We start from the raw sequence: 20,895 nt of genomic DNA, 5'->3' as shown, positions 1-20,895 counted from the left end.
GTAAAAATTAAAGCATTTCTGAAGTTGTTTTTGCTTGCATATGAAGTTGTAGGTAGTCAGGGCCACCAGCTTTTGAGTCAGTACCTGACATGTTGAAGCCACCAAATGGTTGGTAACCAACGATAGCACCTGTACAACCACGGTTGAAGTATAAGTTACCAACATGGAAATCTTCACGAGCTTTTTCTAAGTTCATACGGTTGTTAGTAATAACCGCACCTGTTAAGCCGTATTCTGTGTCGTTTGCAATTTCGATTGCTTCATCGAAATCTTTTGCTTTCGCAATTGCTACAACTGGTCCGAAAATTTCTTCTTTCATAATACGAGCAGAACGATCTACGTCAGCGAATACTGTTGGATTGACGAAGTAACCAACTGAATCATCAGCTGTACCACCTGCTACAAGGCGACCTTCTCCTTTACCAATTTCAATGTATTCAGTAATTTTATTGAATGCTGCTTGGTCAATTACTGTAGCCATGAAGTTGCTGTTGTCAGCTGGGTCACCAACTGTTAACGCATTTGTAAGCTCAGCTACACGGTTAACAACTGTATCGTAAACATCTTCTACGATAACGGCACGAGAACATGCAGAACATTTTTGACCTGAGAAGCCGAAAGCTGATTTTACGATTGATTGTGCCGCAAGCTCTAAATCTGCTTCTTTATCGACAACAATTGTATCTTTACCGCCCATTTCAGCGATAACACGTTTAATCCAAATTTGACCATCGTTATGTGTTGCTGCACGTTGGTTAATACGTAAGCCTACATCACGAGAACCTGTGAAGCTGATGAAGCGTGTTTTCGGATGATCAACTAAGTAATCTCCAACTTCTGCACCTGAACCTGGTACATAGTTCACTGCACCTGCAGGTAATCCCGCTTCTTCTAAAACTTCGATAAATTTATAAGCAACAACTGGTGTTGTTGAAGCTGGTTTTAATAATACTGTGTTCCCTGTTACTAAAGCTGCTACTGTAGTACCAGCCATAATAGCGAATGGGAAGTTCCATGGTGAAATTACAATACCAATACCTAATGGAATATAATCATAACGATTGTATTCGCCTGGACGGCTTTCTACTGGTTGACCGTCTTTAATACGTAACATTTGGCGACCATAGTATTCAAGGAAGTCAATTGCTTCTGCTGTATCAGCATCTGCTTCATTCCATGGCTTACCAGCTTCTTTTGTTAAAAGTGCTGAGAATTCATGTTTACGGCGACGGATAATTGCTGCTGCTTTGAATAGCACGTCAGCACGAATAGCTGGGTCTACTTTTTTCCAAGTTTTAAATGTTTCATCTGCTGCTTGCATAGCTTTTTCAGCTAATTCTCTGCTTGCTTTTGAAACGCGACCAATTACTTCTGTTTTCTTTGCTGGGTTATATGAAACAATTTTATCTTCTGTTGTAATACGTTCTCCACCAATAATTAGTGGATAGTCTTGACCTAAATAGCCTTCAACTTTATTTAATGCCTCTAAATAAGCTTTGTAGTTTGCCTCTTGAGAAAAATCTGTAAATGGTTCGTGTTTGTATGGAATCATACTATATCCTCCTTTTGTGAGCTGTAAAAATTTAGTGTGCAAAAAACATTGACGCAAATTTTTTTTGCGTATAAAATATTCTTACACTTATTATAATGCAAAATTTCGTTGCATATTTCAAGTAAAAAATTTTTGAGGTGCACATTTTATGAAAAATTCTGAACCCTTATTACCTTTTTATGAGTTTATTGCAACTAATGTATCCGTTGGTATACATGCGATTGACGTAACAGGTAAAACAATTATCTATAATTCAAAAATGAAAGAAATTGAAGGATTTCATTTTGATGAATTAGCAGATCGTTCAATTATTGAGTTGTTTTCCTTCCGTCAACATGAAAGTACTTTAATGCGGGTATTACAAACTGGCTTACAAGAAATGAATGTGAAACAAACCTATTGGAATAAAAATGGTCATGAAATTACAACGATTAACGATACATTTCCGCTTTTTAAAAACAATCAACTAATCGGTGCAATTGAATTTGCACGTGATATAACATCTTTAGAAAAACTAGTGTATCAACCTCTCCGTCGATATGGTGAGCCTTTAACATTTGATATGATTACCGCCGTTTCAGAGACGATGAAACAAGTTATCGTAAATGCTAAAAAAGCTGCCGCAGTAAAATTACCTATATTACTCATCGGGGAGTCTGGTACAGGAAAGGATTTAGTTGCAGAAAGTATTCATCATGCTGCTTCAGCTGATACTGAAGCTTTTGTTACACTATTTAGTCGACGTTCAGCGAAATCAGTGCTAGATAAAATGCAAGAGCTTTTACAGGATGACAAAGCATATACATTTTTCTTTGAACGGATTGATTTTTTAAGCCTTCATGTTCAGGAGCAATTACTGGAATTATTACAGTCGCTTCCACAATCAAAATATATGCTGATAGGCAGTGTCGGCAGTGATCCGATTACACTTATAGCGGAGAAAAAGCTTTTAAAATCTTTGTATTATTTCTTTGCAACAATGTCCATCACTATTCCAAATTTAACAGACCGAAAAGAAGATATTTTACCGTTTGTTGATGATTATTTTAGTCGCCATCGTGAGCGATTTGCATCAAACGTAACAGAACTAGCACCTGATGTCCAAGCATTATTCTTACAATATGACTGGCCAGGAAATCTGAAAGAACTCGAACTTTTACTTGATGAAATCGTGTCATTTATGACAACTGAATCAACTGTTACGTTCGATTTACTCCCTGTTCATTTTCGATTTAAGGTGCAGAGCCAAGATACTTCTGAGCGCGAACCTGAATTTTTTATGTTCCAACAGCAAAATGATGTCATGCCTCTTGATGCTTATTTACGGGAAGCCGAATCCTATTATGTGCAAAATGTCTTAAATCTATATGAGGGTAATATAACAAAGGCTGCTGGTGCGCTTGGCATGAGCCGCCAAAACTTGCAGTATCGCATACGGAAGATGAAAAAGGACTAATCTTAATTATGAAAATGTTTATAAAAAAACGAGGATGCCTTCACATGGAAGCATCCTCGTTTTTTAATGTCCTGACTGTTCGATCCAGTCCTGTAGTTTATCTTTTAGGGAATTAAAGCCGTTTGCATCGGATTCATCTACACGATCCTGTAGAGATTTCCGTGGTGGCGCATCTTTTTTTCTTATTGCTGCTGGGCGCTCTTGTAAGGCACGGATCGATAAACTAATTTTTTCGGCCGCTTCATCGATTTCAAGTACCTTCACTTCAACCTCTTGCCCTACTGATAAAAACTCACTGACGTCTTTTACAAAGCCGTACGTAATTTCAGAAATATGCACGAGCCCTTGTGTATCGTCATCAAGTGCTACAAACGCACCGTACGGTTGAATACCTGTAACTTTTCCGGTCAATACGTCTCCTAATTCATATTTTTTTGCCATAACCTTTGCCCACTTTCTATATGTTTGCTACGTATATATCACGTTAAATTATAACATACGTCAATATCTGGAGCAAAAAATCGTCCCACTAATCAATGATCTCTGTTATACGATAATACCCTTCCTCTTGCTTCGAAAACTTTATTAGGAATTGCCTTCCGTACTTATCCTGTTCACTGATTGCAACGCGAGCAGCTACAATTGGATAAATCCCATCGTATTCACCTAGCTGACTAAATATTTCTATATCTTTCATTGTTTGTAACATCAAACTTATATCCAATTCGGAATCTGGCATTAATAAAGTTTTTTGCAAAGACTCATCACCAATGGATATGGCATATAAATAAAGCGCAGCAATATTTATTGGGCGAAGTTGGTTTAATATAGCTATATCGTTATGTTTTTTATATTGCTCATATATTCCTTTAATTTGCTCTATACGAGAGTCATTCATGTCAACAATATTAAAATCACTATCGTTGATATAACCTGCTGTTTCTTCCCGTGTCTGTAAAAGTATTGTCCATATATCATAAGCAGTAAGTTGCGCTAATGTTTCAGAATGATTATTTTGCTGTAATTCCTTAAAGATATTGGCAGCTTTCTTTTTCATAACCTCACCATACTTACCCTTGGCTACTTCCTGTAAAAATGTTATATATTCCTTATCAGGTTGCCCATCTTCCGCTAAGACAGGATATTTTTTAGTACCTAGCAATAATGCCACCCACGTGTTTTTAAAGGTTTCAAGTAATAGTTTGTAATTGGGAGAACCGGCATTGATATCTGCAAGTAACGAACGTTCCATTATTTTAAGCGAATTTGCTGTTTCTTCTCGTGAATAGCGTAAATCGTCGACTAATAATAAATAACCCGTTTTTAAGTATTCGAAATACCCAAAAACATCCGGATGTAATTGATTTATATAAGCTGGCGCAAACTCCCCTTCTACTGGATTCGCTTTAAAATAAAACGAGCCATTTTCATCCTTTTTCAGCTCCATATATTGATTATTTGCCGCTTCAATAATAGCTTTTAAATCAGAAGGATATTGCTTTTTATCCGCATTCTTCAGTAGTGGTTCAAACGGTTCAAGTAGCTTGCTATAAAAATTTTCCAACTCTTCTACAGCAATAACGTATTGGTTATAAACCTCATACGATTCATCAAAAGTTAAATTGTTATATGTTTTTATCGTCTCTATAGCCCTTTTAGGAGTCATTAAATAATATAAAACGTATTCTTCTACATTTTGTGCACTATCACTCTCAATTGATGACGAATGCAAATTATTTGCGATATAAAAATCTAACATTGTATCTGCCGTTTGAATAAATTCAAATGCTTGCAGTTCATCTTTCGAAACTTTTAATTCTCTTCTTATATCCTCTTTTCGACTATTATATTTTTTCGTTATATAGTCGACTGCATCTTTCTCTTCAGCCTCTTTTACAGGAATATTTTGTGGGACTTCAGTTTGGTTATTTTCTTGCTGTTTCATTGTATAGAGCGTCACTAAAAAACCAACTAGTAATACGCTTGCAATACTCGCTAGCCACACTGCTGGCTTTTGCCATTTTGGGAAGGGCTTCTTTTGTGTGGCAATCGTTTGCTTTGCGAGTGCTTCTTTTTCTTCTTCTTCAATTTGCTTCAAAACATCTGCTGGATTTAATTTTTGTTCCATTCGGTCGTATGATTTTTTTAATAATGCCATACGTTTGTCAAATTGTTTGTCATCCATTTTCAACACTCCCATCCTGTGTCAAAGAGACTTTGAGCTTTTCCTTTGCGCGTAAAATTCGCACTTTGACCGCCGACAATGAAATACCAAGTACTTCCGCAATTTCCTCATATTTCAACTCATGAAAGTAAAACAATACAAGTGGATAGCGATATTTTTCATCCAATGCTTGAATGTTATTGTGCAATAATCGATCTTCTTCAAAATTTAATACGTGCTTTTCCGCCGAGGGACTATAATTTTGTGGCTGTGCATTTAACAGCTCCTCTTTCGCCTGCTCCCGTTGCTCCCGACGATAATAATCACGCGTAGCATTGAGCGTGACTTTATAAAGCCATGTAGTAAAACGATCCTGCTTGAATTGATGTAAAAAGCGGTACAGCTTAACAAAAACTTCTTGTGCAACATCCGCCAAATCACTACTATGTACGCCACATTGAAAGGCAAATTTTTCTACTGTTCGCTGATGGATGCGAATTAGTTCGATATAGGCTTCTTTATCACCTTGTTGTGCTCGTTCGATTAATTCGGACTCATTCACTCGTTATCCCTCCTTTTATATGTAACGACCTATTTCCCCTAATTGTTACAATTAACTGAATTGGTGATAGCGCATAGTTTTGTGCTAATAAAACCAATAGAACCGGTCTTCTGCGCTGTTAAGCTAACACTTTAGCACGTAAGTTTTTAATCCCATTTAGAAGTAGCTAGAAAAAAAGTATTTATAATCAATTTTCAGAAATTTGACTTGTGTTATGACGTTTTTACGGTAAAATATAACTTTAGTATAAGGAGGCTTTATTTTCGTGTCATCTAGAGATCAATTCCATATATGGCGGGAACGATTGGTGGAAGTGTATTTATTTTATGTACATTTTTCATCGGCTTACCGGTGTTAATTGCAGATTTTATGATTGACCGTCATGGGCAAAAGGATGCTGTTACATCGTTCAAAGAACAAGCGCCAGGAAAATCATGGTTTTTAATAGGATGGGGCGGCATAATTATTGCTTGTTTAATACTGTCCTTCTATAGTGTAGTTGGCGGTTGGATATTAAGTTCTTTAGGGCGTTCATTGACTTTTCAATTATCAAGTAATGGTAGTGAAGGCAATTACGCTGATTTATTTAGCAATATCATCTCTAGTCCAATTGAAGCTATTCTTGTACAAGGACTATTTTTACTTTTAACAGTTGCTATCGTATCGGGAGGCATTAAAGGTGGGATTGAAAAGGCTAGTACGTGGATGATGCCACTATTATTCATTTTCTTCATTGTGTTAGTTATCCGTTCCTTAACACTTGATGGTGCAATGGACGGCGTAAATGCTAAAACATTTTTAAAAGCACTTGGACAAGCATTCTTCTCTCTAAGTGTCGGTATTGCCGTTATGATTACGTACGCATCATATCTCCCGAAAACTGAAAAGATTGGTAATTCAGCTATCAATGTAGCCTCTATAATAGTATTATTTCGCTACTTGCAGGTTTAGTTATTTTCCGAGCCGTGTTGGTACTAGGCTATACACCTAACCAAGGCCAAAGCTTGTTTTTATTATTTTGCCTGCCGTTTTCGAACAATGGCCACTCGGTGGTCTATTCCTGAAAATTTTCTTTATTCTTATACTGTTACAATTCTATGTTAGAAATAGTAGTAGCTATCGCCACTGGAAACAAGCCCGAAAAGCGTAAAAAATTGCATGGATTGGCGGTATTATTATTTTCGTCTATGGTATTCCGAGTGCCTTATCTTTCGGAATTGTATCGGACGTACAAATTTTAGATCGTTCAATTTTTGATTTTGTAGACTTTTTTACAAATAGTGTCGACGTGCCAATTGGTGCATTACTGATTTCTATTTTTGCAGGCTATTACTATACAAAAGATATTTCCCGAAAAGAGCTTGCTTCCTCAAGTCTTATGTTTAATATTTGGTACTTATTAATTCGCTACGTATCACCAATTGCGATTTTCCTTATTTTTATTCAAGGGATTTTACCATTGTTTTAATAAGAAAATGAGGCTGTCTAAGTATTGAAGACAACCTCACTTTTATAAGGAAAGAGAGCTTACGGCATACATGCTCGCCCCATACGCCCTTTCCAATAGAAAAACATTATATGTCGTTTAAATAATGCATTTGGCTTCAAACTTAATGGCAATTAGTTTGTATGAAATGGCAACACAATCTTCAATTGGAATCCATTGCTCAAACGAGTGCTCGTAAGTTTCTTGAATGACCTTTGCAAGAGCCGATGGGTCATCAATACCTTGTAATGCTGCAACAACATCTGCTGTTTCTGTATCATAATTCTCAGCACCGATGTGGAAAGGGTCCCACTCCGCTAGCAGATGTACGGCTGCTCGATTCATTTTTATATTTTCCAAAATACTCACCTATTATCCTTTAATCTTAATAGGTATGATACCATAGTAAAAAAAAAAGAAAAGAGTGATTTGCTTGTCTATTTTCGATCAAACTTTAAAACGTCGCTATACTAACTCAGTAAAATGGGACGCAATGGAGAAAATTTATGGCCTAAACGATACTACAGAAATATTACCAATGTGGATAGCAGACATGGACTTTGCCCCACCATCAGCTGTTTCAAAGGCACTACAAAAACATGCTGAGGGTGCCATCTTCGGTTATGGCTTTGTATGCGAGGAAGTAAAACAGTCGATAGTGGACTGGCAATATAATCGTTATAATTGGCACATTGAAAAAGATTCCATTTCTTTTAGCCATGGCGTCGTGTCAGCATTAGCAAATATTCTAACAGCAATGACAAATTTAGGAGATAAGGTACTTATTTCAACACCTGTCTATCCGCCATTTTTTAATATCCCAAAAAGTAATGGTCGTGAAGTGATAACTTGTCCGTTAGTAGAACAAGACGGGACATTTGTCTATGATTTTGAGGCATTCGAACAAGCACTTGCCCAAGACATAAAAGCTTACATATTGTGTAACCCTCATAATCCAGGTGGTTATGTATGGGACGAAGCCACACTAAAAGAGATTATTCGTCTTTGTGCTAAGTATGATGTTCTAATTATTTCAGATGAAATCCACGCAGATTTAATGTTAGATGGTGCCAAGCATACGCCGCTTGCAAAAATTGCAGGCGATGAAATCGATCGTGTAATTACGTGTATGGCACCGACAAAAACATTTAATCTTGCAGGTATTCAAGTCTCATATATCATTGCCACTGATAAGAAAAAACGCCTTCAATTAGAGGCTGTCAATATGGCCAGTGGTCAAGGCTCATTAAACAGCTTTGCCCCTATTGCACTGCAAGCAGCTTACACTGAAGGTTTACCATGGCTAGAAGAATTACTTCTTTATATTTCTAATAACATGGATTATGTCATTACAGAGTTAACGCAATTGCCTGGCATACACATTGCTAAGCCTCAAGGCACATACTTACTGTGGATAGATTGTCGTCAATTAGAAATGGATGAAAAAGAGTTAATGAAGCAATTGCTGGAAGTTGGGAAACTTGCATTAGAGCCTGGTTCAAAATATGGCGAAGAAGGCCGTGGCTTCCTACGTATGAACGTGGCCTGCTCATTTGATACTGTAAAAGATGCAGTTGCTCGCTTTAAGCTAGCATTGTCATTGTAAGTGCCTGGCACTCAAACAATTCTGAATTTTTAACAAAGCAAAAATCCACGTAGACTCCTGCGGGAACGCACGCAAAGTAAGACGCAACAAACCGCGCACCCGCGAGGTTTGTGGCTTACACTGTGCCCGAGGAAAGCGCGTGGTTTTTTGCGCTATAAAAAGTGGATTTTTAGTATTCTAGTGCTAGTTACTCAAGTCTTCACTTTGCATACAGGAATGTTTTATGTATTAATCTAAAAAAAACTATAGACAAACCGAAAATTATTCGAGTTTGCCTATAGTCTGAGGCACTCTTACACAGAGTACCTTTACTTATACATTTTGTTGATTATTTGTGCTATTACGTTCAGCTAAAATACGTGTTTCGATTTCCTTAGATTTTAATTCCTGCTTTTTAGAGATTTTACGGAAAATCATAAATACACCTATACATAAAATAAGCATGATTAAAAATTCAAAAGCTGCTGGAATATAAGCTGTTTTATCTTCAGGGAAATATAAAAATTGATACATTAAATGTTCCATATTTTCTACACGTCCTTACAATTATTATTCAAAAACTGTAATTGACTCAATTTTAACATCTTCAAGCGGTTTATCGCGGTTATCTTTTGCTACATCAGCAATTTTATCAACGATATCCATACCCTCTACAACATGACCAAATACAGAGTGTTTATGGTCTAACCATGGTGTACCACCGTTTTGTGCATATGCTTCAATAATTTCTTCTGGGAAACCAGCACCTTGAAGTTGGCGTAGCATATCACTTGGAAGGTGTTTCATTTGTACGATAAAGAATTGAGAACCGTTTGTGTTTGGACCAGCGTTTGCCATTGAAAGTGCACCACGTAGGTTAAATAATTCATCAGAAAACTCATCTTCAAATGAGTTACCCCAAATTGACTCACCGCCCATACCAGTACCAGTTGGGTCACCGCCTTGAATCATGAAATCTTGAATAACGCGGTGGAAAATGATTCCATCGTAATAACCTGATTTTGCATGCCCTAAGAAATTTTCAACTGTTTTTGGTGCTTGTTTTGGAAATAATTTAATTTTTAGCGCACCTAAAGTCGTTTTCATTTCTACTAGTACTTCGCCTTCTTGTACTTCTGTTGTTAATTGTGGAAACATTGGAGTCTCTCCTTTAAATGTAAAATTTCAGTTTCAATGAAAATGATCATCCTAGATCATTCCTGACCTCATATTAGTCTAACATACTTCCTAGCCGTTTTCTCCACCTAAGTATTGACGAATTTTGTAATTTTACAATCGTTCAGCCAATTATATTTTTGAATACGGGGAAACTTCTGTTTGATACCTATGGTAGTATAACCCAAAATGATGATGGAAGAAACGGGCTATCTTTGCTATTTCTTTTTATAGTTTCGTATTGTGTAAATAGGTCTCAACGAGTATTTGGAATACATCCAAAATATGCTATTCTGTTGAAAGACTTATTTTCAAAGTTGGAGGCATTTATGAAAAAAGTTTTTGGTTTTATTATTATTACTCTATGTTTACCTACCATTTGGTGGATTGGTACGAATATACGATCAGAGTTAAATGCAGCCCAAGCCCACGAACAACAAATCGAGGAAACGATTGATGTACCTGAAGTACAGGTTCAGCTTCCAGTCACATTAATAGATCAAGATGGTCAAACCTTTAGCGAAGAATATGTCGAATGGAGGCAGCCTTTAACACTGCAAGAAATTCCACAAATTGCCCAGGAAATTTTTATTGCTAGTGAGGATGCCGACTTTTATGATCATATCGGCTTCGATCTTAGTGCCATTATTCGTGCTGTTGTCGCGAACTCTAATGCCAATGCTACTTCGCAAGGAGGCAGTACCATTACCCAACAGCTTGTTCGAATGCGCTATTTATCTGACGAAAAAACGTACGAACGAAAATTGACGGAATTATTTTATGCCTACGAGCTTGAAAAAAAATACGATAAAGATGCTATTTTAACTATGTATTTAAATGAATCTTATTTTAGCAATCAAGTATATGGTATAGGAAGTGCAGCGAGCTATTATTTCCAAAAATCTATTCAAGATTTATCAATTGCTGAGATAGCTTTTATTTCTGCTATTCCAAACAATCCATCACTTTATAATCCTTTAAAAAATTTTGATGAAACAAAGGCAAGACAGGAACGGCTACTCGATACACTAGCTGCTAGTGGTGCTATTACAAAGGAAGATGCAGCTTCTTATAAAGCAGCACCAGTCATATTAAATGTGAAAAATAAGATGCAAAGCTACCCCATGTATAGCACTTATGTTCTGCAAGAGCTACGCTGGCTTGTAGCTGAGAAAGAAGGCTATACGGATCGACTTCAAAATACGCAAAGTGATGAAGAAAAAAAGTTGATTCAAGCACAACTAGACAATCGTCTCAATACTTTGTTCCAAAATGGTTTAACCATTTATACGGCTCTTGACCCAACTAAACAAAATCATGATGAAGAGCAAATGACGGCTATATTAGGAACTGGCCAATTGCAAGCAGCGGGAGCTGTAATTAATAACACCTCTCGTGAAATCATCAGTCTATATGCCGGTAAAAATTACGAGAAATTTGATTATCATCGGGCTTTTCAAGGACCAAGACAGCCAGGTTCAGCATTTAAGCCACTTGCTGTCTATGCACCTTTTTTTGAAACGACAACAAATACACCAGATTCCATCGTGAATGGTGGTAGTTATTGTGTCGGTTCTTTTTGCCCTCAAAACTATGGGGGATATAAATATGGGGATGTGACTATTCGAACAGCATTCCGTAATAGTTATAATACTTCTGCTCTTCGCCTTTTTAATGCTGTTGGTGTCGAGACGGCATTTAGTTACCTTGATCGCTTCCATTTCCGCTCCATCGTGGCAAAGGATCATACATATGCCGCATCATTGGGTGGATTAACATATGGTGTTACAGCTCTGGAGTTAGCAGATGCCTACACAAGCTTTATTGACGGCTCATATGTCCTTGCACATAGTATTCGTAAGGTGACAGCCAATGACGGCACTGTACTATTTAGCTGGGATACGGAACGTGATCAAATATGGTCACCCAAAACGGTAAAATATATGCGAGAGTTACTTACAGAAGTTGTAACAAATGGTACAGGGCAAGGTGTTTATAATAATAGTAACTATGTTGGTGCTAAAACAGGTACGACAAATGATTACCGCGATTATTGGCTAGCCGGTTTAAATGATCAGTATACAGCTGCTGTTTGGCTTGGCTATGATAAACCTCAACCAATGGAAAAACTAGAAGCATATAAAATTCATCACAAGCTATTTAATGTTTTACTAGAGTAAAGTTTCCTAGCAGAATTCAGAATTGTTTGAGTGACTGGCACTTAGCAAGGACACCTAGCACACTGGCATCTTCTAAAACGTAAAAACCCACTCGCTTTCCGCGGGCACACTGTTAGCCGCAACCGTCGCTATCGTGCGATTTGTTGCGGCTTACTTTGCGTGCGTTCCCGCAGGAGTCTACGTGGGTTTTTACTTAGTTATTAAAAATACATTACTGGCAGTATTCAGAATTGTTTGAGTGACTGGCACTGACTTTATTTTGCAAAAGGTAGACTTGCCAGTACACCGTTATACAATTTTAAAATCACATAAACTAATAACGAAAATAATATTGTCCACATGAAAAGTTCAAATATTAGTAATCCAATCGTGCCACCCATGGACATAAAAAGGCTCATTTTATAAATAAGATAAATGAAATAGATAAAAATCGTTAAAACGAATATACCTGCTAATGCATAAATGGATTGAATAGCAAAGACAGAACACATAGCTCCAATAAATAGAATGACATAGCCTCCACGCGCTTGGCTTACTGCTGCACCTTCATTATCTTTTGAAAAAAATAACATACCTAGTTCATGAATTGTTTCACCAACTAATTTAAGCGCAGAAATTGCCATAAAAAAAATAACCGCAAATACAACTAGCAATAATACACGTAATTCAAAATCCGATAAAAATTCACGCATTCCTGAATAAACACCGATTGCTTGAAATAATTGTAATGCTTCGCCTACTGCATACATGCCGAACGTTAAACTAAACAATAAAATTGTAATTAATGGTAAATAACCATATATGTAAGGGTTCCTCATAAAAATTTTTTTCCTCTGTTTTTTTTGATAACTTCCTATTTATAATATAGCTAAAATTCTCCTGCTATCCAAGCTAAATCCTGTTAGTCCAAATGCATTCCCTACGAAAGTACGTTATAATTATTACACTTACCTGCATAAAGGAGGATTTTTTTGTTACAAGTACTCTATATTTTCATCCCGATGCTTGCTGCAATATTTGTGCCTTTTATATATAAAAGCGTAAAAAATATTCATACAGGCTGGTTTGTTCTGGCAGTACCTGCAACACTCGCCGTTATTTATGCTACTTATATAGCGAGAGTTGCCCAAGGAGAAGTGTTTTATGATGGAATACCTTGGATTCCATCGCTCGATATTTCTTTCGTATCATATTTGGATGGACTTAGCTTACTATTTTCGTTACTCATTACAGGAATTGGCTCACTCGTTGTGCTTTACTCCATTTTTTACTTAGATAAACATAAAGAAAAACTACATAATTTTTATGTTTACTTATTATTGTTTATGACCGCAATGCTCGGTGTTGTACAATCTGATCATTTAATTACTTTGTACTTCTTCTGGGAGTTAACGTCGATTTCATCATTCCTACTTATTGGTTATTGGTACACACGTGATGCTTCTCGCTTCGGTGCACTAAAATCAATGATGATTACAGTCTTCGGCGGCTTAATGATGTTAGGAGGATTTATCCTACTTTATTTAATGGGTGGAACATATTCAATTCGTGAACTTATTGCAATGGCACCAAACTTAGTGCAACATCCATTGTTCACATGGGCACTCGTTTTATTACTCCTAGGGGCATTTACAAAATCTGCACAATTCCCATTCTACATTTGGTTACCTGATGCAATGGAAGCACCGACACCAGTCAGCGCATATTTACACTCTGCAACAATGGTAAAAGCAGGGATTTACTTAGTGGCTCGCTTTACACCAATTTTTGCAGCTTCTGAGCTATGGGTATGGCTTGTTACAGGAGTAGGTCTGTTAACGCTATTCTGGGGGGCGTTCTTTGCCTTAAAGCAAACCGATTTAAAAGGAATTCTAGCGTTTTCTACTGTCAGTCAGCTTGGATTAATTATGTCACTACTAGGCGCTGGGGCAGTTGCATTTCATGTAAACGGTGCAGCTGATTCAGTGTTTAAATATGCGGCATTTGCAGCCATTTTCCACCTTATTAACCACGCAACATTTAAAGGTAGCTTATTTATGATTGCAGGGATTATCGATCATGAAACAGGTACTCGTGATATCCGTAAACTTGGGGGATTAATGAGCATTATGCCTCTTAGCTTTACAGTGGCGGCAATTGGCAGCTTCTCGATGGCAGGATTACCTCCATTTAATGGTTTCCTAAGTAAGGAAATGTTTTTAACTGCTATGTTAGCACTTCAAAATTTCGAATTTTTTGGTTTTGATACATGGGGCGTTCTTTTTCCTATCGTTGCTTGGGTAGCGAGTATTTTTACGTTTATTTATAGTTTCTACTTTGTATTTAGAACATTTACAGGAAAATATAAACCAGAGCTTTACGCTCATAAACCACATGAGGCTCCTATTGGTATGCTAATATCACCGATGATTTTAGCATCATTAGTAGTCGTTATTTTCTTCATTCCTAATATAATTGGGGATACGTTTGTAAAGCCTGCAGTACAAGCCATTCAGCCGTTTTTATATGATGTTCCTAAAGATATCAATATTCACGTGGCAGCCTGGCATGGAGGTCTAACACCGGAGTTAATCATGACTATCGGCATTGTCATTATAGGCGTCTTATTATTTGTTGCTTTACCTAAATGGCAAGGCATCTATAAACTATTCCCGCGTGCTCTTACGCTCAATAATGCCTATGACAAAACAATGCTTGGTTTAGATGTCGGATTAAATCGTGTATCACGTCTTTATATGACTGGTTCTATGCGTCACTATCTACTGTATATGTTTAGTGCTATTGCTGTTATTTCAATTGGGACGTTATTTGCCAAGGATGCCTTTTCAATATCCTTTGAAGGTGCAGCCCCAATTCGATCTTACCAATTAATTTTAATTGTTGTATTAATTATTGGCACAACGATTACTATTTTTGCGAAGTCACGTCTTACAGCAATCATTGGACTTGGCTCTGTCGGATACACTGTTGCATTATTTTTCGTAATTTTTAATGCACCTGATTTAGCTTTAACACAGCTAGTTATTGAAACTATTTCTGTCGCATTATTTTTATTGGCGTTTTACCATCTTCCGAAGCTTGGAAAACGTGAAGAACGCATGCGCTTTCAGTTGAATCGTGCGGTTATTTCAATCGCAGTTGGTGTGATGGTGACGCTTATAGCCTTATCGGCACATTCTCAAAAGCTTGTCCCGACTATCTCAAAATATTACGAAGAAACCGTCTATTCATTAGCAGGTGGCGGGAACATTGTAAATGTTATTTTAGTAGACTATCGTGGCTTTGATACATTATTTGAAATTACAGTGTTAGGTATTGCTGGAATGGCAATTTTAGCAATGATCAAGCTGCGTATGAATAGAAAGGAGAAATCGCATGAAAACAAATGATGTGATAATACAATTTACAGCTAAAATTGTATTCTTCATTATTTTCTTCTTCTCCATTCATATTTTTTTAGCTGGTCATTATACACCAGGTGGAGGCTTTGTAGGAGGACTTTTAACATCGAGTGCCATCGTGCTCTTAGTACTTGCCTTTGATTTAAACACTGTACGCAATGTTTTACCGATCAACTATACGTATTTAACTGCAACGGGCTTATTATTGGCACTTGCAACAGCTGCATTCCCTATGTTTTTAGGGAAACCTTTTTTCACACATTTCTTTGATTATTTCGAACTACCGCTTCTAGGTAAGCAATCCTTACACACTGCAATGCTTTTTGACAGCGGTGTTTACTTGGTTGTTGTTGGCGTTACGATGACCATTATTCAAACGATTGGAGAGGATGAATAATGGAAATAATTATGGCGTTTGTCATTGGCTTTTTGTTTATGGCAGCGGTTTATTTAATATTATCGAAAAGCTTATTACGTATTATTATCGGTACTGGGCTTCTAAGCCACGGTGCACATTTACTCATTTTAACAATGGGTGGACTTACAGGGGAGGCTCCTCCTGTTTTAAAAGAAGGTGCCAAAACGTTTGCTGACCCTTTACCACAAGCTTTAATTTTAACCGCTATTGTTATTAGCTTTGGGGTAACGGCTTTCTTCCTAGTACTTGCATATCGCTCATATCAGGAGCTAGAGACAGATGATATTAGCTTAATGAGAGGAAGTGATGAGGATGAATAACTTCCTTTTACTACCAATCATCATTCCGTTCTTCTTCGGCATGATTTTAATGTTTGGGCAGAAAAATTTAAAATATCAGCGCACGTTTGCTTTACTAGGCATTCTACTTGCTTTCATATCAGCCGTTTCACTTTTATTGAAAGTAAAAAATGACGGTCTGCAGAAAGTTACATTCGGAGATTGGCCCGTACCATATGGTATTACAATGGTTTCGGATATGATGTCTGCACTGTTAGTAACGACAACATTACTCATTGCATTCTTCGTTGTTTGGTACGGCTTTGGTTCTATTACAAAGGAGCGTGAACGCTTTTTCTATTATCCTGGTATTATGTTTATTTTAACAGGTGTGAATGGCGCATTTACGACAGGGGATATTTTTAACTTATTCGTATTCTTTGAAGTATTATTAATGGCGTCCTATTTACTAATTGTACTAGGTGGAGAAAAAGGACAACTTAAAGGCTCCATTAAATATATTTTAATTAATGTCATATCTTCAGCATTGTTTGTAATTACAGTAGCTTTCCTATACTCAGTTGTAGGCACACTGAATATGGCAGACATTGCGGTGAAAATTAGCGAGATTAATCAGCCAGGTATCATAACCGTTATTGCTGTGCTGTTTTTAATGGTATTTGGTTTAAAAGCGGCGATATTCCCGCTTTACTTCTGGCTTCCAACTTCTTATGCAGCTGCACCGATTCCTGTGTTGACACTATTTGGTGCACTTCTAACAAAAGTTGGCGTTTACGCGATTACTCGCACATACACACTATTTTTCGTACATGATTTATCGTATACACATCATTTGCTGATGATACTAGCAATTGGAACGATTATTGCAGGCTGTATCGGGTCACTTGCCTATTTCGATGTCAAACTCATTATTATCTATAACATTGTTATTGCAGTAGGTGTCATTTTATTTGGTGTATCTCAAATGAATGAAGTGGCGTTAAAGGGTGCGATGTTCTACTTAATCCATGACATGCTTATAAAGGCTGCCCTCTTTATGTTGATTGGTATTGTAATCTACATTACAGGCACATCAGATTTACGGAAAATGGGCGGACTTATGAAAAAGTACCCTGTGCTAGGCTGGTTTTATTTAATAGCTGCCTTCGGTTTAGCAGGGATTCCCCCACTTAGTGGTTTTGTTGGAAAGCTGTTAATAGTTCAAGGCGGCTTTGAGGCTGGTAGCATGTGGAGTAGTATCTTTATTTTAGCCTCATCTTTACTTGTGCTACTTTCTGTTATTCGTATTTTCCTTTATGCCTTCTGGGGAGAGGAAAAAGCGACAACGGGTACTGTCGATAAAAAAGTATACACTACCCTTTTTGTGCCAACTGTCGTATTGGTGCTTATTACAGTAGCATACGGTGTTGGTTCAGAGTGGATAACACCATTTATGGATGATGCTGCGAAACTATTAAATGACCCATCTATTTATATAGATGCTGTAATGAAGGAGGATTAGAGCTATGGCATTTCAAATTATTTTAAACTTTGCTCTTGCCTTCGTTTGGATGTTTCTTTCATCTAACTATACAGCAACAGGCTTTATAGTAGGCTTCATTCTCGGTATTATATTGCTCGTGATTATGAGAAGATTCTTTTTTAAACGTCTCTATGTTTTCCGTATATGGGCAATTATTAAACTAACTGTACTCTTCTTTAAGGAGTTAATATTAGCAAATATTCAAGTACTGAAAGTTGTGTTAAAGCCTAAGCTAGATATGCAACCTGCCTTCTTTGCTTACCCTACTGTCCTAAAAGAAGATTGGGAAATTACATTATTATCGAGTCTCATTACTTTAACACCAGGAACCGTTGTCGTTCATGTATCGGACGATGCAAAAACATTGTTTGTCCATGCTATTGATATTAGTGATGTAGACGATGCCATTGCATCCATTCGTGATTCTTTTGAAAAAGCCATTTTGGAGGTGAGTAAATCATGATGACGTTTATTATTGCAGCGATCGTAGTGATTTGCTTATCAATGATCGCCGTGATTTTCCGTATGGTGAAAGGGCCATCCGCGTCCGATCGCGTCGTAGCACTAGATTCCTTAGGAGTGTCACTAATTTCATTAATCGCTTTATTTTCAATTTTAGTGGAAACGAGCTTCTTTTTAGAAATTGTATTATTGTTAGCGATTTTATCGTTCATCGGTACAGTTGCTTTCTCTAAATTCATAGAGAAAGGAGATATCATTAAACGTGACAATTCTCGCTAATACTATAGTTATTCTGTTCATTTCTATCGGGGTACTATTTATCGTCGTAACAGCTATTGGGCTAATTCGATTACCTGATTTGTATACACGGGCACATGCCGCTTCTAAAAGTGCAACACTCGGTGTTATGTGTGTATTGATTGGCGTATTCTTTCACTTTTGGCTTATCGAGGATCATTTTAACCCTCGTATTTTACTCGGTATATTGTTTCTCTTTATTACAGGCCCTGTCGGTGGACATATCATGACCCGTTCATCCTATATAGCAGGTGTTAAACCTTGGAAGGGAACAGTACGTGACGAGCTAGGTCCTGAAATTGATAAAATGAAAAAAGAACAAGGTATCAAATAAGAGGCTGAGACAAAAATAAAAAGTGTTAGATTGACTGCAATCAATCTAACACTTTTTTTATTATGCCGTTGATGTTCGCTACAGGTTGCTTTCCGCAGGTTTACTGGCGATTCACTGGCTTTTACGGGCGATTTCTCTAGTTTTACTGGCGATTCAAAGGCCTTTTCGGGCGATTTCCCCTGTTTTACCGGCGATTCAGGGACTTTTACTGGCGATTTCTCCTGTTCCTGTTTTAAATATAGCCTTTTTCCGTTAAAAACGTCGTTAACTGCTCGATACATTCCTCAATAGAGTAGCGTTCCGTGTCCAAAATAAATTCTGGATGTTCAGGTTCTTCGTATGGCGCACTAATACCTGTAAAATTGGCAATTTCCGCATTGCGTGCTTTTTTATAAAGACCTTTTGGATCACGCTGTTCACATGTTTCTACAGAGCATCTCACATACACTTCTAAAAATTCTCCCTCTTCCACTAGCTTACGAACAACTTGGCGATCTTCTCTATAAGGTGAAATAAATGCCGTTAGCACAATTTGACCGCCTTCCACAAAAAGCTTGGAAACTTCCCCGATACGCCTTATATTTTCCTTACGACTTGCTTCGTCAAAGCCTAAATCATTATTTAACCCATGTCGTACATTATCACCGTCCAGTACGAATGCCTGGTTCCCTCGTTCAAATAGGGCACGGGCAAGGGCATTTGCTACGGATGATTTCCCTGAAGCTGATAGCCCTGTAAACCATAAAATAAAGCTTTGATGTTTATTTTGAGTGCGACGTTCTTCTTTTGTAATGGATGACTCATGCCAAACGATATTGGAACTCATTTTAACACCTCCTCACGCATGCCTTTAATAAGTACATCGACAACCTCTTTACGGCTAAATGTACTTGGAGGAACTTCCCCATTCCGAAGCATTTCCCGCACTTTCGTACCGGATAAAATAACATGTGATGCACTATCATGCGGGCATGTTTTTGTTGTAGCCATACCTTCACATTTAGTGCAATAGAAACTATGTTCAAACTTTAAAGGAACAATACCAAGTTCATCTTCTGTAAATTGTTCAAAGATTTTTTGAGCATCGTATGTTCCATAATAATCACCTACCCCTGCGTGATCACGTCCTACAATAAAATGGGTGCAGCCGTAATTTTTTCGCACAAGTGCATGGAAAATGGCTTCTTTTGGCCCTGCATAACGCATTGCTGCTGGAAAGACACCTAATTGCACACGATTTTGAGGATAGTAATTTTCTAAAAGAACCTTATAGCTCTCCATGCGTATACTTGCCGATACATCATCTGACTTCGTTTCGCCTACTAACGGATTTAAAAATAAGCCATCGATTGTTTCTAATGCCGCCTTTTGGATATATTCATGTGCACGATGAACAGGATTACGTGTTTGGAAGCCCACAATTGTTTGCCATCCCTTTTCCTTAAACAACTGACGTGTCTCCTTTGGATCAAATGAATAAGTAGGGAATTTTTGCTCAAGACGCTTTATTAATGTAATTTTACCTCCGACATATATCGACTGCCGCTCATGGAGCTTTTTCACACCAGGATGTGCTAAATCCTGTGTACCGTAAATGAGTAGTGCCTCTTTTAGTTTATCTGGCTCATATATATCAGTGATATCGATGACACCATAAATTTCGTTGCCATATACTAATTTCGCTTCATCCCCTGGCTGTAATGTTGTTGCGACTTCGTTGTTAACAGGAAGTGTAATAGGAATACTCCATACAATTCCAGAGGCTAACCTTGTATGTTCAACGACAGATTCATAATCACTTTTAGTTAAAAAACCATCAATTGGGCTATATCCACCGATTGCAATTAACTCTAAATCACTTAACGCAATTGCATCCAATTCAATCTCCTTTTTAATATGTACTACCGATTTCTGTGGATTATAGGCTTGCACTAAAGCACCGCCATGTGGTTGTAGCGTCATTTTTATTCCCCCTAATTTAATTCGAATAGTATGTTTTAT

At 37.4% G+C, this 20,895-nt stretch carries 20 protein-coding genes and 1 pseudogene; 11 read left to right on the top strand and 10 right to left on the bottom strand.

The features are described 5' to 3' along the window. Positions 1 to 7 precede the first annotated feature (7 nt). Complete coding sequence (gene pruA, locus ACIQXW_RS18300) at positions 8 to 1,552, bottom strand: L-glutamate gamma-semialdehyde dehydrogenase (protein ID WP_340822875.1); 1,545 nt, start codon at positions 1,550 to 1,552, stop codon at positions 8 to 10. A gap of 148 nt (positions 1,553 to 1,700) precedes the next feature. Between pruA and ACIQXW_RS18295 the strand changes: the two genes are divergently transcribed. Continuing rightward, positions 1,701 to 3,008: an AAA-type ATPase lid domain-containing protein gene (locus ACIQXW_RS18295; protein WP_340822874.1), complete on the top strand. Its 1,308-nt coding sequence runs from the start codon at positions 1,701 to 1,703 to the stop codon at positions 3,006 to 3,008. Positions 3,009 to 3,071: 63 nt separating this feature from the next. Here the strand turns inward: ACIQXW_RS18295 and yugI are convergent, their stop codons facing one another. From yugI to ACIQXW_RS18280, 3 genes are all read right to left on the bottom strand, one after another. Further along, complete coding sequence (yugI, locus tag ACIQXW_RS18290; protein WP_340822872.1) at positions 3,072 to 3,449, bottom strand: S1 domain-containing post-transcriptional regulator GSP13; 378 nt, start codon at positions 3,447 to 3,449, stop codon at positions 3,072 to 3,074. Between the two features lie 88 nt (positions 3,450 to 3,537). Continuing rightward, entirely contained in the window at positions 3,538 to 5,193 is a 1,656-nt protein-coding gene (locus tag ACIQXW_RS18285) for a hypothetical protein (protein ID WP_402764476.1), read from the bottom strand. Then, complete coding sequence (locus ACIQXW_RS18280) at positions 5,186 to 5,734, bottom strand: RNA polymerase sigma factor (RefSeq protein WP_340822868.1); 549 nt, start codon at positions 5,732 to 5,734, stop codon at positions 5,186 to 5,188. Before ACIQXW_RS18280 ends, ACIQXW_RS18285 begins: the two co-directional genes overlap by 8 nt. Positions 5,735 to 6,019: 285 nt before the next feature. Between ACIQXW_RS18280 and ACIQXW_RS24225 the strand changes: the two are divergent. After that, positions 6,020 to 7,202: pseudogene (locus ACIQXW_RS24225) on the top strand (sodium-dependent transporter); the annotation flags it as partial. Between the two features lie 117 nt (positions 7,203 to 7,319). Here ACIQXW_RS24225 and ACIQXW_RS18265 read toward each other — a convergent pair. Then, a complete protein-coding gene (locus ACIQXW_RS18265) occupies positions 7,320 to 7,580 on the bottom strand; it encodes a DUF1871 family protein (protein WP_401012602.1) in 261 nt (86 codons plus the stop codon). 73 nt (positions 7,581 to 7,653) lie between these two features. Here ACIQXW_RS18265 and ACIQXW_RS18260 point away from each other — a divergent pair, with 73 nt between their 5' ends. Further along, entirely contained in the window at positions 7,654 to 8,826 is a 1,173-nt protein-coding gene (locus ACIQXW_RS18260) for a MalY/PatB family protein (protein WP_401019678.1), read from the top strand. A 312-nt stretch (positions 8,827 to 9,138) separates the two neighbouring features. Here the strand turns inward: ACIQXW_RS18260 and ACIQXW_RS18255 are convergent, their stop codons facing one another. Then, positions 9,139 to 9,351 (bottom strand): hypothetical protein, encoded by a 213-nt coding sequence (locus ACIQXW_RS18255; protein WP_173479753.1) that lies wholly within the window; start codon positions 9,349 to 9,351, stop codon positions 9,139 to 9,141. 24 nt (positions 9,352 to 9,375) lie between these two features. Further along, positions 9,376 to 9,963, bottom strand: a complete 588-nt coding sequence (locus tag ACIQXW_RS18250; protein WP_340822860.1) for a peptidylprolyl isomerase — start codon at positions 9,961 to 9,963, stop codon at positions 9,376 to 9,378. 347 nt (positions 9,964 to 10,310) lie between these two features. On the opposite strand from ACIQXW_RS18250, the gene ACIQXW_RS18245 reads away from it, so the two are divergent. Next, positions 10,311 to 12,161, top strand: a complete 1,851-nt coding sequence (locus ACIQXW_RS18245; protein WP_402764465.1) for a transglycosylase domain-containing protein — start codon at positions 10,311 to 10,313, stop codon at positions 12,159 to 12,161. 254 nt (positions 12,162 to 12,415) lie between these two features. Here ACIQXW_RS18245 and ACIQXW_RS18240 read toward each other — a convergent pair whose 3' ends face one another. Next, a complete protein-coding gene (locus ACIQXW_RS18240; RefSeq protein WP_340822858.1) occupies positions 12,416 to 12,979 on the bottom strand; it encodes a DUF5366 family protein in 564 nt (187 codons plus the stop codon). A 153-nt stretch (positions 12,980 to 13,132) separates the two neighbouring features. Here ACIQXW_RS18240 and ACIQXW_RS18235 point away from each other — a divergent pair, with 153 nt between their 5' ends. From ACIQXW_RS18235 to mnhG, 7 genes are read left to right on the top strand one after another with little or no spacing between them, the layout of a single operon-like run. Then, positions 13,133 to 15,550 carry a Na+/H+ antiporter subunit A gene (locus ACIQXW_RS18235; protein WP_402764462.1) on the top strand — a complete coding sequence of 806 codons (2,418 nt, stop codon included), beginning with the start codon at positions 13,133 to 13,135 and terminating at the stop codon, positions 15,548 to 15,550. Next, positions 15,537 to 15,959 carry a Na(+)/H(+) antiporter subunit B gene (locus tag ACIQXW_RS18230; protein WP_340822856.1) on the top strand — a complete coding sequence of 141 codons (423 nt, stop codon included), beginning with the start codon at positions 15,537 to 15,539 and terminating at the stop codon, positions 15,957 to 15,959. The genes ACIQXW_RS18235 and ACIQXW_RS18230 overlap by 14 nt, the downstream gene beginning before the upstream one ends. Continuing rightward, positions 15,959 to 16,300, top strand: a complete 342-nt coding sequence (locus ACIQXW_RS18225) for a Na(+)/H(+) antiporter subunit C (protein WP_024364871.1) — start codon at positions 15,959 to 15,961, stop codon at positions 16,298 to 16,300. Before ACIQXW_RS18230 ends, ACIQXW_RS18225 begins: the two co-directional genes overlap by 1 nt. Then, a complete protein-coding gene (locus tag ACIQXW_RS18220) occupies positions 16,293 to 17,780 on the top strand; it encodes a Na+/H+ antiporter subunit D (protein WP_402764458.1) in 1,488 nt (495 codons plus the stop codon). Before ACIQXW_RS18225 ends, ACIQXW_RS18220 begins: the two co-directional genes overlap by 8 nt. Positions 17,781 to 17,784: 4 nt before the next feature. Continuing rightward, positions 17,785 to 18,264: a Na+/H+ antiporter subunit E gene (locus tag ACIQXW_RS18215; protein WP_340822852.1), complete on the top strand. Its 480-nt coding sequence runs from the start codon at positions 17,785 to 17,787 to the stop codon at positions 18,262 to 18,264. Continuing rightward, entirely contained in the window at positions 18,261 to 18,542 is a 282-nt protein-coding gene (locus ACIQXW_RS18210; protein WP_139860686.1) for a Na(+)/H(+) antiporter subunit F1, read from the top strand. The genes ACIQXW_RS18215 and ACIQXW_RS18210 overlap by 4 nt, the downstream gene beginning before the upstream one ends. After that, positions 18,526 to 18,894: a monovalent cation/H(+) antiporter subunit G gene (gene mnhG, locus ACIQXW_RS18205; RefSeq protein WP_340822851.1), complete on the top strand. Its 369-nt coding sequence runs from the start codon at positions 18,526 to 18,528 to the stop codon at positions 18,892 to 18,894. The genes ACIQXW_RS18210 and mnhG overlap by 17 nt, the downstream gene beginning before the upstream one ends. A gap of 232 nt (positions 18,895 to 19,126) precedes the next feature. Here the strand turns inward: mnhG and cysC are convergent, their stop codons facing one another. After that, complete coding sequence (cysC, locus tag ACIQXW_RS18200) at positions 19,127 to 19,720, bottom strand: adenylyl-sulfate kinase (RefSeq protein WP_402764454.1); 594 nt, start codon at positions 19,718 to 19,720, stop codon at positions 19,127 to 19,129. Further along, entirely contained in the window at positions 19,717 to 20,856 is a 1,140-nt protein-coding gene (gene sat / locus ACIQXW_RS18195) for a sulfate adenylyltransferase (RefSeq protein WP_402764451.1), read from the bottom strand. The genes cysC and sat overlap by 4 nt, the downstream gene beginning before the upstream one ends. Positions 20,857 to 20,895: the final 39 nt, after the last annotated feature.

The organism is Lysinibacillus sp. NPDC097162 (assembly GCF_044762185.1).
In the GTDB taxonomy this organism is placed as follows: domain Bacteria; phylum Bacillota; class Bacilli; order Bacillales_A; family Planococcaceae; genus Lysinibacillus.
This window is presented reverse-complemented; position numbering and strand designations above follow the sequence as displayed.